General features: G+C 65.8%; 11 protein-coding genes. 4 read left to right on the forward strand and 7 right to left on the reverse strand.

The features are described 5' to 3' along the window. Positions 1-81: 81 nt before the first annotated feature. Both CAG33_RS08170 and CAG33_RS08175 read left to right on the forward strand, forming a co-directional pair. Entirely contained in the window at positions 82-420 is a 339-nt protein-coding gene (locus CAG33_RS08170; protein ID WP_085579703.1) for a DUF6124 family protein, read from the forward strand. Positions 421-895: 475 nt separating this feature from the next. Next, positions 896-2,047 (forward strand): M14-type cytosolic carboxypeptidase, encoded by a 1,152-nt coding sequence (locus CAG33_RS08175; protein ID WP_085579701.1) that lies wholly within the window; start codon positions 896-898, stop codon positions 2,045-2,047. Between the two features lie 81 nt (positions 2,048-2,128). Here CAG33_RS08175 and CAG33_RS08180 read toward each other — a convergent pair whose 3' ends face one another. The 5 genes from CAG33_RS08180 to CAG33_RS08200 all read right to left on the reverse strand — a co-directional run bounded on the left by CAG33_RS08180 (position 2,129) and on the right by CAG33_RS08200 (position 7,646). Next, positions 2,129-2,674, reverse strand: coding sequence for a cytochrome b (locus tag CAG33_RS08180; protein WP_085579699.1), 546 nt, complete (start codon positions 2,672-2,674; stop codon positions 2,129-2,131). Beyond that, positions 2,671-3,789, reverse strand: a complete 1,119-nt coding sequence (locus tag CAG33_RS08185) for a catalase family peroxidase (RefSeq protein WP_085637690.1) — start codon at positions 3,787-3,789, stop codon at positions 2,671-2,673. The genes CAG33_RS08180 and CAG33_RS08185 overlap by 4 nt, the downstream gene beginning before the upstream one ends. 120 nt (positions 3,790-3,909) lie before the next feature. Next, entirely contained in the window at positions 3,910-4,674 is a 765-nt protein-coding gene (locus CAG33_RS08190) for an enoyl-CoA hydratase-related protein (protein WP_085580091.1), read from the reverse strand. Positions 4,675-4,728: 54 nt separating this feature from the next. Further along, on the reverse strand, positions 4,729-6,054 hold the full coding sequence (locus tag CAG33_RS08195; protein WP_085637693.1) for a hypothetical protein: 1,326 nt from the start codon (positions 6,052-6,054) through the stop codon (positions 4,729-4,731). Beyond that, positions 6,051-7,646: an amino acid adenylation domain-containing protein gene (locus CAG33_RS08200; protein ID WP_085637822.1), complete on the reverse strand. Its 1,596-nt coding sequence runs from the start codon at positions 7,644-7,646 to the stop codon at positions 6,051-6,053. The genes CAG33_RS08195 and CAG33_RS08200 overlap by 4 nt, the downstream gene beginning before the upstream one ends. 232 nt (positions 7,647-7,878) lie before the next feature. Here CAG33_RS08200 and CAG33_RS08205 point away from each other — a divergent pair, with 232 nt between their 5' ends. Continuing rightward, entirely contained in the window at positions 7,879-8,385 is a 507-nt protein-coding gene (locus CAG33_RS08205) for an RNA polymerase sigma factor (RefSeq protein WP_085579693.1), read from the forward strand. Further along, a complete protein-coding gene (locus CAG33_RS08210; RefSeq protein WP_085637696.1) occupies positions 8,382-9,134 on the forward strand; it encodes an anti-sigma factor in 753 nt (250 codons plus the stop codon). Before CAG33_RS08205 ends, CAG33_RS08210 begins: the two co-directional genes overlap by 4 nt. Before the next feature lie 109 nt (positions 9,135-9,243). Here the strand turns inward: CAG33_RS08210 and CAG33_RS08215 are convergent, their stop codons facing one another. Further along, the gene (locus tag CAG33_RS08215; protein WP_085637700.1) at positions 9,244-10,215 is read right to left on the reverse strand and encodes a spore coat U domain-containing protein; all 972 of its coding nucleotides are present in this window, start codon (positions 10,213-10,215) and stop codon (positions 9,244-9,246) included. After that, positions 10,212-12,569, reverse strand: a complete 2,358-nt coding sequence (locus tag CAG33_RS08220) for a fimbria/pilus outer membrane usher protein (RefSeq protein ID WP_085579687.1) — start codon at positions 12,567-12,569, stop codon at positions 10,212-10,214. Before CAG33_RS08220 ends, CAG33_RS08215 begins: the two co-directional genes overlap by 4 nt. Positions 12,570-12,639 lie beyond the last annotated feature (70 nt).

A 12,639-nucleotide genomic window follows, 5' to 3' on the forward strand; every position in this document is an offset into this window, starting at 1 on the left:
TATTTAAATTCTGGTCACAAATACGACGAGTATTATGCTTGGGTCATGGATTCAAACACGAACAGGGAGTGACCTCACGCCATGAACATCACCAGCAAAGACTTGCCCGACCTGCAGATCGACACCACGCTCACTTCACCTCAAGGCAGCGCTGCCGCGCAACGCGCACTGGACTATTACTTGAAACCGACTGTGTCCGAGCCCGACACCGAGGACCGCTTCTTCGGCGTCAACCGCAACCTCAGCAGCGAAGAATCCCTGGTGCATGCCTCCGACCTGCTGCGCTGCGCGGCGGCAACGGCGATCAAGGCCACGGACGGGCTGCAGGGCGTCAGTCGGGATCTGGCGTTTTCGGTGGTGCACATGGTGGACATGGCACGGGCGATGGTCGATCACTCGCTCGATGGCGGCGGTCATTGAGGAACGGAATCGGATCGGAAAGATTTTTCCGATCGCGCAGATAAAATCATTTGACTTGCAAATGATAATGATTATTATTGGACGCAGCTGGTCGCGAGACCGGCCGATGGACCAGAGACCTTAGGTCGGTCTTCTGGACTATCTCCTCATCAGGCTAATCACGGTTTTTGACCCGGCTTTTTGCCGGGTCTTTTTTTTGCCAGTTTTCTGGCTTTTGGCTTCAGGCTAATGAAGTCTTCAGGTGCTGCAAATTCAGTGGCGCGGATAATATCAAAAGAATATCGCTTGGCAAGCCGAACCCCGCCTCACCGGCCCCAGACAATGACATTTAGCACTTGAGAATCAATCGCACAGCCACTAAGCTGCCTGCGCGTCATGGAGGACGCCCCCACCCGCACACCCCGCAAATTCCCTCGGTTTCACCCCTGTCTTGCGTGTAGAGTAGCCACCATAAAAATCCTGTTCAGGAACCGATATGACCGTGGCCAAATCTTCGTTCGACATCAGCGCCAACTTCGACAGCGGCAACATCCAGGTTGTCGACATCAGCAACCCGCTCAACCCGGTGCTGGCGATCCGCCCTGACACCCGCAGCAACCATTTCCAGTGGTTCCACTTCAAGGCCAGCGGCCTGCATGTCCACCAGGAGCATTGGTTCCGCCTGGTCAACGCCAGTCAATCGTCCTACAACAAAGCCTGGACCGGCTATCAGGCGGTCGCCTCCTATGACCACGTCAACTGGTTCCGCATTCCGACCCAATTCGAAGGCGACAGCCTGCGCTTCTGCCTCGAAGCCGAGCAGACCCACGCCTGGTTCGCCTACTTCGAGCCCTACAGCCGCGGCCGTCACGACTGGCTGATCGACCAGGCCCTGACCAAGGCCGGCACCGAACTGCTGGCCACCGGCAAGAGCGTCGAAGGCCGCGACATCCAGCTGCTGCGTAAGGGCAGCGGCGCCGAGGGCCGGCGCAAGGTCTGGATCATCGCCCAGCAGCATCCCGGCGAGCACATGGCCGAATGGTTCATGGAGGGGGTGATCGAACGCCTGGAGCGCCACGACGATCCGGTCTTGAACGCACTGCTGGCCAAGGCCGATCTGTACCTGGTGCCGAACATGAACCCCGACGGCGCGTTCCACGGGCACCTGCGCACCAACGCCATGGGCCAGGACCTGAACCGCGCCTGGCAGACCGCCAGCCAGGAAATCAGCCCCGAAGTCCTGTTCGTGCAGCAGCAGATGGAAACGTACGGCGTCGACCTGTTCCTGGATATCCACGGCGACGAGGAAATCCCGCACGTGTTCACCGCCGGCTGCGAAGGCAACCCCGGCTTCACGCCGCGCCTGGAGAAACTCGAAGAGGATTTCCGCAGCCACCTCAAGCGCATCACCAAGGACTTCCAGACCAAGCACGGCTACACCCGCGACGAACCGGGCCAAGCCAACATGAACCTGGCGTGCAACAGCGTCGGCCAGCGGTTCGACTGCCTGTCGCAGACCCTGGAGATGCCGTTCAAGGATCACGACGACAACCCGAACGCCCTCACCGGCTGGTCGGGCAAGCGCTCCAAGCAACTGGGCAAGGACGTGCTGACCGCCATCGCCGAGATCGTCGACGGCCTGCGCTGATCCCCTCCCCTCGCGCCCCCAAAAAAAGATCGCAGCCAGGCTGCGATCTTTTTTTTGCGACGGCGATTCGCGCTCAAGCGGTCAGCCGCGATCCCGCCCGCGCAACATGCTGTCGAGCACGCCGTCGCGGCGCACCCAGCCGTGGAACAGCGCGGCCGCCAGATGCACCAGCACCGTCACGAACAGCAGGTACGCCAGATAACCGTGGGCCTTGCGCAACAGCGCGAACACCTGCGCATCGGCCGGCAGGATCGACGGCAGCTGCAGCGAACGGCCCAGCATCACCGGGTCGCCCGCCGCGCTGATCATCGCCCACCCCAGCAGCGGCAGCACCAGCATCAGCCCGTACAGCAGGACATGGGACGCCTTGGCCGCCATCGCCTGCCAGCCCGGCAGGTCTTCGGGCAACGGCGGCTGGCGGGTGGAGAACCGCACCAGCAGCCGCACGACCGCCAGCGCCAGAATCGCGATGCCCAAGGGCTTGTGCAGGTTGATCAGCCATTCATGCCGCGCCGACACCGAAGCGACCATGCCCGCGCCGATGAACAGCATCGCGATGATCATCAACGCCATCAGCCAGTGCAGCAGCCGCGCCGGAAACGCAAAATGGGTCGGTTGCTTGCTCATGGGCGAGCCTCCTGTCGGGTGGCGGGCAATTGGCTGACTTCACTGGTGCGGCGCAGGTAGGAATCGGCGTAACCGGCCGAACGGGCGGCCAACAGCGGGTCGTCTGAACCTTCGATGCCGGCCGGCAGCACCAGCGGGTCGTAATTGATGTCACGGCACTCGCCGCTCAGTTGTGGTTGCGTCTTTTCCAGCACCAGCGTGCCGGCGTTCAGCACCTTGCGGCCGGCGGGCCAGGCCTTGCTCGCATCGTTCACCGGGTCGGCCGGGTCGGCCAACGTGATGTTCAACTGAAAGCGCAGCGGCCCTGCGGCCAGGCGCTGCACCAGATCCTTCTCCAGAAAGTCGGCGCCCTCCGGCGCAGAAGCGCCGGCGGCGTCCTGGGCCTGCGGCGCCATGCTCCAGCGCACCGCCTGCTTTTTCCCGCCGGCGTCGACCAGGTAGAACGCATTCACACTGTTGTAGGTTTCCGTGGCATAGCTGGCCGACGGCTTGGCCGTCTTCACCCAAGTCAGGAACGGCACCGTTTCCGGGTGGGCGGCGAAGAACGCCGGCACCTTCGACGGGTCAGGCTTGCCGGTGGCCGGATCCGGCGACTGCGCCTGCAACAGTTGATAGAACGCCTCGGGCGTGCCCACCGGGAACACCGGCATGCTGTTCATGCCGGTGCGCCATTGCTGCCCGTTGGCTTGCTTGAAGCGCAGGGCCAGGCTGCGGATCGGCACACTGCCGTCCGGCGCATAGGGACTGCCCGCCGGCAAGGCGAATCGGCCGACCACGGGCGTGACGGGCTCGTTGAACACTTGCGCGGCGGAAAACGCCCGCGCCTCGCCGCTGCTTTCGAAATGCCCGATCACGCACACACCCTTGGCGTGGTTGCGGCGAAAGCCTGGGTGGATGCCGTTGTTCTTCTCCAGCACATCGACCAACGCCTTGGGCGTCAGGCGTTGCGGGTCGAAGCTGCCGTGCACGTAGGCAAACGCCCCGGCCATTGCGGCAACCACCACGGCAATGCCGGTCAAGCGCACCAGCAGGCTTGCGGCCCCCAACGGCGGACGCTGCGGCTCGCCGGGTGGTGAAGTGTCGGGCGAGCGGTTCGGTGAACTGCGATCAACCATAAAAGACTCCAGGGCCATCGGCCATAGGAAAAGGTGCTATGAGACGAACGCCTCGTAGGATTATTCCCTTTGAACTGTAGTTTCTTTCAGTTAACCGCGAGCGAGCCGGTGCTCAGTTGTCTAGCTCCGGTTGAAGCAAGGCTCGCGTTTCTCCAGGAAGGCCTGCATGCCCTCCTTCTGCCCCGGCGTGGCGAACAAGGCATGAAACGCACGGCGCTCGGACAGCACGCCTTCGCGCATCCCCACCTCAAGCGCACGGTCCACCGCCTCCCGGGCAGCCAGCGTGGCCGGCCGGGAGAAACCGCTGATCCGCTGCGCAATCGCCAAGGCCTGCTCCAACACGTCCTCGTCGCCCGTCACCCGAGAGACCAGGCCGGCCCGCTCCGCCTCATCGGCGGACATCGAACGCCCGGTCAGAATCATGTCCATCGCTTTGGCGCGCCCGACCAGGCGGGTCAACCGTTGGGTGCCGCCCATGCCCGGCATCACGCCCAAGGTGATTTCAGGCAGGCCGAACCGGGCGGATCCGGCCGCGACGATCACGTCGCACATCATCGCCAGCTCGCAGCCCCCGCCATAGGCATAGCCGGCGACGGCGGCGACTTTCGGCGTACGCAGCCCGGCGAACGCATCCCAGCCGGAAAAATAGTCTTCCTGCACCATGTCCAGGCAAGACTTGCCGTGCATTTCCCTGATGTCGGCACCGGCGGCAAAGAAATCCTTTGTTCCGGTCACCACGAAACAGCCGACCGCAGGATCGCTGTCCAGACGTTGCAGGGTTTCAATCAACGCCTGCATCAAGGGGGTGTTCAGCGCATTGCGCGCCTGCGGACGATTGAGCCGGACCAACACGACACGCCCCAACCGCTCGACCAAAATATTCACATTCGTCATCCTGATTCTCCTCAATTGATGTGCGACAGCCGCGACGGCGGCGTGTCAGGAATCCCAGATCGCGCCGTAGGCCGGAATGCCCCGCGCTTCCATCTCCTCGACCACCAGCTCGGTCAAGTGCTGGTTGGAGATGCAGATCACCGCCTCCGCACCGAAGGAACGGACGGCCGCGTACGCCAAAGCCACCAGATCCGGTTTTCCCGACTCGCGGGTATCCCAGATCAGTGCCTCGGGCTGAGCTTCGAGAATCTCGTCCACCAGCGCATCGCCGTAGGTGGCCCTGGGGCTGCGCGCCGACCAGACCAGGCGCGCCGGCACCTGTCCGGCCAACAGGTGAGGCAGGACCGGGCCGATGCCGCTGCCGGTGGCGATGTACACCACCGACTTGAACAGTGTTTCGATGCGGGCCACGCCCGCCGTGGTGATGCCCTTGACCCAGACGTGGGACGGCGGCTGTTCGATGAAGGAACCGGTCCAGTCGCCCGCCCGGGAAATGATCAGGCGAAAGCCGTTTTCTCCCGGCGCGGGAATGTTGGCGAAGGCGTGCCATTCCCACAGCGGGTGACGGCTGATCGCAATGGAAGAGCCGGTGAACGGTGTGTGATGGGTGAACCGGGCAATCACCGCATGCGAGGAGGGCCTGACCCATGTCACCGGGACTCTGCGCAGGCGCAGCCACGGCAACGCGATGCTGCACGTGACCACCAGCAGCGCCCAGAACGGAGGCGACCCGACAAGCACCTGCGCCAGCGGATCGGCCGGATGCCGGTCGGCTGCGAACGCCAGCGTCATCGCCCAGAACAACCCGAGCGCCGTCCACCCGCCGAACCGGTGCATCCGTTCGAAGCCGTTGTGATAGCGCGAGCGAATCCGCGGCAACGCCAGCACCGCGATCAGCGCCAGCAGCCCGAGCAGCGTACCGCTGATCCCCAGCAACGTGAGCGAAACCCCGTCGCCCGCGCTACTGCGCCAGGCCAGCGTACCGAAGAACGCGGCGAACCAGCCGATTGCCGCCACCGCCGCGCCGCTGTGCAGCCCCCCGAAATGGTAGACCTTGGCCAGCGAGCGGCGCACCGCCAACGGCCACGTCGTCGGCACGCGCGTCGCCAGCCAGAACAACAGGTTGATGAGGTACTGCTGGCGGATCAGCACCGCCAACGACAGGTTGACCACCACCAGGTTCACCAGCGTCTGCAAGGCGATGCCCGTCGGCGACCACCACTGCCCACCCGTCAATCCGTACGCCAGCGCCATGCAATTGCCCGCGATCACCATCGCGAACAATCGGTTGTAGTGGGAGAACAGCGGCAGCGTTCCCAGGCGGCGCCAAAGCGGGCGCCGCGCCGGGAGGCCCGGATCCAGCCCCTTCATGCCGACACCTCCTGCCCGGTGCCTGCACCCTGCGCCAAATGCGCCTGCGCCCGTTCCAGCAACAGACGCTTGTCGGCCTTGCCCCTGGAGGTCAGCGGAATGTCGTCCAGCGCCAGGATCAGGGACGGGACGCAGTAATAGGCCAGCCGCTCCTCGCAGCGTCGCCGTGCGGCGTCGATGTCCGTGCCGGCCGGCAAGACGAAGGCCACCAGGCTCCGGTCGTCGAGCTTCAGCGTGACCGCGCGCTCACAGCCCGCCGACGACTCCAGGACCGCGGACACCGCATCGAGCTCCACCCGAAACCCGCGCACCTTGACCTGGTCATCGACGCGCCCGAGGTGTTCCAGTTCGCCATCCTCCGTCCAGCGGCCCAGGTCACGGGTGCGGAACATCAGCCGGCCCCCTCCGAGGAACGGATCGAGCCGATAGCGTTCGGCCGAAAGCTCAGGGTTGCCGAGGTAGCCGGCCGTCACGCAATCGCCGCCGGCCCACATTTCGCCCGCTTCGCCCGGCCCGCACAGTTCGCCCGACTCGTTCAGCACATACACTGTGTTGTTCGGCGTCGGCTTGCCGATCGTCAGTGCGCCTTCGCCCCGGTAATGCTGCAGGGTGTTGATGATCGTGGTCTCGGTAGGCCCGCACGCGTTGTAAAAGGTGCAGAACGAGGCCCAGCGGTCCGCCAGGGGACGCGGGCACGGCTCACCGGCCAGGGCCACCACCCGCATCCGCGTGCAGCGCGCCGGGTCGAGACGGGCCAGGATCGACGGCGTCGCGATCAGCACATCGCATTGTTCGGCCGTTTCGGCGATGTCCTTGCCGCGGATCAGCAAGGTGGCGCCGTGGGCCAGGCAACCCAGGGTCTCCCAGGCCGCCATGTCGAAGGCGATGTTCAGGATCTGCCCCACCTTGAGCCCCGGGCGCAGGCCGAGGTTGCCGGGAGCGGTCAACAGAATGTTGCAGACGTTGCGGTGGGTGACGCGCACGCCGTTGGGCACGCCGGTGGTGCCGGAGGTGAACAGCACGAAGCACAGCGCCTGCGCCGAGACGTCGTTGCCCGTCGGGTTGTCGTCATCGCCCGCCCCTCCCGGCGTCGCCATGAAGGTGTCCAGTTCGATGCAACGATGTTCGCCGGTCAGCGGGATCGCCTGGCTCAGCGACGACAGCGTCAGCACCACACGGATCGAAGCGACCGACAGGATGTGGCTCAGCTGCGCAGCCGGTGTGATGCCGACGTGCTGCGGGACGTAGGCGGCCCCCACTTTCAGCACCGCCAGCATCCCGACCAGCATGGGAATGGAACGCTCGACGAACAGGGCGACATGATCCCCGGCCGCCACACCCTGCGCCTTCAGGTGCGCCGCCAGACGATTGGCCTGGCGGTTCAGCTCGCCGTAGGTCACGGTCTGCCCGAGATGACGGGCGGCGATGCCTTCCGGCTGGTTCGCCGCCTGCGCTTCGATGGCGCGGTGGATCAGGAAAAAGTCGGGCGTGACGGTCGGGCCTTGGCCGAATCGCCGCCAACGGTCATGGTCGGCATTCGCCACAGGCCCGCACCGGGATTCCGACTGACCGCTCATCGCGAGAGTTTGCATGTATAACGTCCCCTTCTGACTCAACAGGTTGTCCGGGCGCATCAGGCATGACTGGCCTGAATGCGCGGTTCCAACGGGTTGAGCGGGAAAACGTTGGGCAATTACAGGGATGACAAAACGCGATGAACTGTCCTACAAAGCTGGTAAAAACATCCTTCACAGGAATGGAATAACGGGCCCCGGGCGGCGTCTTCCTGTCGATGCCGCTTCCGGCCTAGAGCTTGCACCCTCCATGAACACATTCGACGAACAGCTGCGCGAACTGCTCCCCCGATTGCGGCGCTTTGCCGTCTCGCTGACGCATGAAGCCGCCAGCGCCGACGACCTGGTGCAGGCCAGCCTGGAGCGGGCCCTGTCGGGCTGGCGGGACAAGCGCCCGGACGGCGACCTGCGCGCCTGGCTGTTCGCGATCCTCTACCGTCAGTTTCTCGATGCCCACCGGCGTTCGCGGCGCTATGCCCGCATGCTCGAATTCTTCACCGGCCGCGACGACGCCGAACCTTCGGTGGAGCGCACGGTGATCGCCCGCTCCACCCTGCAGGCCTTCGACCGCCTGCCCGCCGAGCAGCGCGCCCTGCTGCTGATGGTGTCGGTGGAGGGCTTGAGCTACAAGGAGGCCGCCGAAGTCCTCGACGTCCCCATCGGCACCGTGATGTCCCGCCTGTCCCGCGCCCGCCAGGCCTTGCGCCAGCTCAGCGACGGCGAAATCAGCAGCCCTTCCCTGCGGATACTCAAATGATCAGTCTGCCCCCCAGCGAGCGTGACCTTCACGCCTATGTCGACCGCCAGCTCAGCGACGCCGACCGGCAACAGCTGGAAACCTGGCTCGCCAGCCACCCGGACGAAGCCGCACAAGTGCGCGCCTGGCAAACGGATGCCCAGCACCTGCGGGCGGCCCTGAGCGGCGCGCTGCAGCAACCGGCCAATGCGCAGCTCGACCCGTTGGCCATCCGCCAGCGGCTCAAGCGCAACGCCCAGCGCCGCTGGGCCAGTGCCGCCGTCTTGATGCTCGCTGTGGGTGTAGGCGGCTTCGGCGGCTGGCAGGCCCGGCAAATGACCCTGGTGCACGTCCCCGCGCCCATGACCGACGCCTTGCAGGCCTATCGCCTCATCGCCCAGCAAGGCCTGCTGCCGGCGGACTACACCGTGGCCGACGACAGGAGCATGCAGGAGTGGCTCGACCGTTACTTCGCCCGCGCCAGCCGTTTGCCGGATCTGTCGGCGGCCGGTTTCCGGCCGGTCAGCGGCCGCTTGCTCAGTACCGACGAGGGTCCTGCGGCGATGGTGATGTACGAGGACGCCAGCGGTCACAAGGTCAGTTTCTACCTGCGCCCGCCGGGCCCGAAAAACACGTTCCTGCCCCGTGGCAGCCGCAGCGACGGCGAGCTGCGCGCGGACTATTGGTCCGGCGACGGCTACAACTACGCGATGGTCAGCCCGACCGACACACCAGGGGCGCCGTTGCTCAAGCAGTCGCTGCCCTTCTGAACGTATCCTGGCGGCGCCTTCACCGACGCCATCGCCAGCCTGCTGGCGATGAGCCCGACACCCCGGCACCTGCCCCATCGCCGGCCGACGCCCGCAAAATCCCCCCGATTCAGAACCCCACATCCAGCACCACATTGTCCAGGTACGTCCCGGCCGGCGGCGTGGTCTGGTCGGTGTAGACCTTGGCGTTGTAGTTGAAGACCTGGCTGCCGGTGCCCAGCCCGTTGCCGGGATTGACCTCGGCGTCGCTGCTGGCCCGGCGGGCGGCACCGACGCTGCCCCAGCGGGTGGTGCCGGCGCTCTTGAAGATGTCGTAGGCCAGGTAGTTGCCGCCTGAGACCATCCGCCGCCGCCCGCCGGCGCTGACCGGGTTCTGCCCGTCGCTCAGGCCCACGGTGTAGGCGCTGCCCTTGGTGCAGGCCAGGTTGATGGTCTGCCCGGTCACCGGGGCAAAGGCGCTGACCACCGGCGCGCTGCCGAAGGCGATGTTCGGCGCGGTGATGGTGCAGTCGTTGGCCACGGTCATGTTCACCGTCAGCGTGGTGGTGCCGCTGGCGATGTCGCGCCCCAGGCAGAGGCCGCCGATGCCGATGCCGGAGCAGTAGTTCCAGCTCCAGAAGATGCTCAGGGTCTCGCTGTACGTCCCCGCCGCGACGTTGCTGCCGATCGTCGTGCCGAAATACAGCGGCACGGTCTTGGGCGTCGTGCCGTTGAGCAGGCCGAGGGCATCGATGATGCCGTTGCGGGCGAAGTCGTAGGCAGTGCCGCGGGTCAACGGGTAACTGGTGCTGTTGTTGGCGTAGATTGTGTAGCCGATGACATCGCCGGTGGGTCCGAGCAGGCCGCTCTGGGTCGAGGTGACCGTTGCCCAGAAATGATCGTTGCTGGCCAGCAGCGACAGCAGCGAACCGGTGCAACTCAGGCCGGCGTTCAAGGTCGAGCCCGGCTGCGACGTAGTGCGCACGGAAATCGAACTGACCGTGCCGAACGCCACCGGGACGGTGCTGACCACCGAACACAACGCGTGGGCCACGCCCGGCAGCATCAGCGCCAGCCACAGGCAGATCCGCGCGCCGCTCATTGGCACACCAGCGGGCCGATCAGCGGCACCTGATCCTGGTTCACGTCCACGCCGAACTGCGCCTTGCAGGTCTTGCCGCCCGCCAGCGTTACGTGCAGCGAGTTCTCCGCCGACAGGTTCTCCAGGTACACCAGCCCGTCCCAGCCGACCACCGTGCGGGCGCCGCTCTGCTCATGCAGCACGCCGCTGCCCAGCGGCAGCTCGCGCTGCTGCGCGTCCACCAGCACGACGCTCGCGGCGACCACCCGGCTCAGCGGGAACTCCAGCAGATAGCCGCTGCCCCGGCGTACGGCGATGCGCTGCTCGACATTCGGGCTGCGCACGTTGGCCGGCAGGTTCAACGGGTCGATTTCGTACTTGCCGCGGTAGTAGGCGCTGCTCCACGGCACCAGCAGGTGGCCGTTGCGGTCGGTGCGGCCGACCTGCTGATTTTCGTAGCGCACCGGAATGTCGGCGAAACCGTCGGTGCTGACCACCACGAACGCATCGTCGATGCGGTTGGCGGCGAACACCTGGTGGTCCATCCACACCAGCGACCCGCTGGCATCGGCCCAGCGGGTCTCGGCCTCGGACGTGCCGTAGACCCCGGCCTGCAACTGCACCGACTGCAGGCGCCAGGTCAGGTCCGCCTGCCGGTAATCGGCGCCGTCGCCCCTGGCGTAGCCGAGGTTGAAGCCCACGCCGCCCTCGATCGGCACCGCGCGGCTGAAGTTGACCCGTTGCTGCGACTGCCCGGTCTTGCTGCGCTCGCTGCTGACCGCCAGGCTGCCGTACAGGTCGAACGGGATCACCAATTGCGCCTGCACCGCCCAGTTGCTGTCGCCGATCTCGCGGTTGGCCGACAGATAGAAACTGCTGTTGCGCCACAGCGGCTTGCTCCACGTCAGGTTGAGCAACCGGGTACGTGTGTCGTCCGCCGCGCGGATGTCGAAATACCCGGCGCCGAGGCTGCCCCAGCGCTCCAGGTTGACGCTCAGGGTCGCCTGTTCGCTGCGCCGGCTCAGGCTGGCGTAAGGGGTGTCGATCACGCTCAGGTCGGCGTACCGGTCGCGGCGTTGCAGCCGTTGCCAGGAAAAGCTGTAGCGCTGGCTGCTGTACTGGTAGCCCACGCTCAATTGCTGGCCGGTGTCGCCGTCGAACCGGCTTTGGCTGACCGCCGTGTTGAGCACCCCGAAGTTGCCCAGCCGAAGGTTGCCGCCGACGCCGCCCAGCGTCAGCGCCTCGGCGGCTTCGGCATGGCTTTCCAGGGTGAACGCGTCACTGACGCCATACCGCAGGCTGCCCGAGGTCACGCCCGGCCCGTAGCTGAAATCCTTCAGGCCGTAATCACGGCGCAAGGTGCCGGCGGACACCGAGAAATCACTGAGGCCCTTCTGCAGCAGGCTGCTGGTGACATAGAACGGCACGGTGGTCGAGACCTGCCGGCCCAGGGCATCGGTGGTCACCACCACCGCCTCGCCCGCACCGTTGATGAACGGAATGTTGGTCAGGGTGTACGGCCCCGGCTGCAGGTCGGCGCTGCTGGATTTGTAGCCGTTGATGAACAGGTCCACCGAGGACGGCACCGCCGCCTCGCCGGCGAACTGCGGCAGCGGGTAGGTCACCAGGTCCGGGCGCACGGCGAAATCCCTGGAGAACTGAACGCCGCCCAGGCGCACGGAACTGCTCCAGGGCAACGCGCCGCTGACCACGTCGCCGGCTTCGTAGGTCAGCATCCGGTCGTCGTCGGAATAGCGCCAGGCGGTGTCGTAGCGCAGGTAGCCGTTGTCCAGGGAACCCACCGCATCGCCCGACAGCGTGCGCCGGTACTGCCCGGTGTTGGACAACGTGCCCCAACTGTCGAACACCCGCACTTCGTTCCACGCCGCCAGGTAAGTGCCGGCGTCGTCAGTGTCGTTGAGGTACAGGTCGTAGTTGAACAGCGCCCCGAAACTGCTCAGCGCCGGGGTGCGCGGGTAGGCCTGGCGGTTGCCCACGAATTGCTCCGGCAGCCAGTCCGGCGGCACGTCGAGCAGCAACCGCTGGCCGGCGCTGTCGTATTCGCTGTGCAGCCCCGGCAAGCCGTCGAGGTCGACCTCGGTGCCCAGCCCTTGCGGCAGGTTCATGCCGGTCTCGCGCAGCGTCGCGACCGGCACGTACAAACGCCCGCCGCGCTGCTCGACCGCCACCACCCGTCCGGTGTTCATTCGGTTCACCACCAGGTCCAGAAACAGCTGCGCATCGCTCACGGCCTCCATGCCGCTGGGAGGCGGCGGCAGTTCGCCGGCCCCGGCCAGATCAACGAACACCAGGCAACACGCGCCGGTCATGAGCCACAACGGACGCAGGATACGTCGAGCCCATCCCGGACTCATTCGCGCTTCACGTCCATCAATGGACTGGTTCCTCCTGATACCGCCACATCCCGTAACGGATTTCACTCAC

Source organism: Pseudomonas sp. B3(2017), from assembly GCF_002113595.1.
GTDB lineage: Bacteria > Pseudomonadota > Gammaproteobacteria > Pseudomonadales > Pseudomonadaceae > Aquipseudomonas > Aquipseudomonas ekonensis.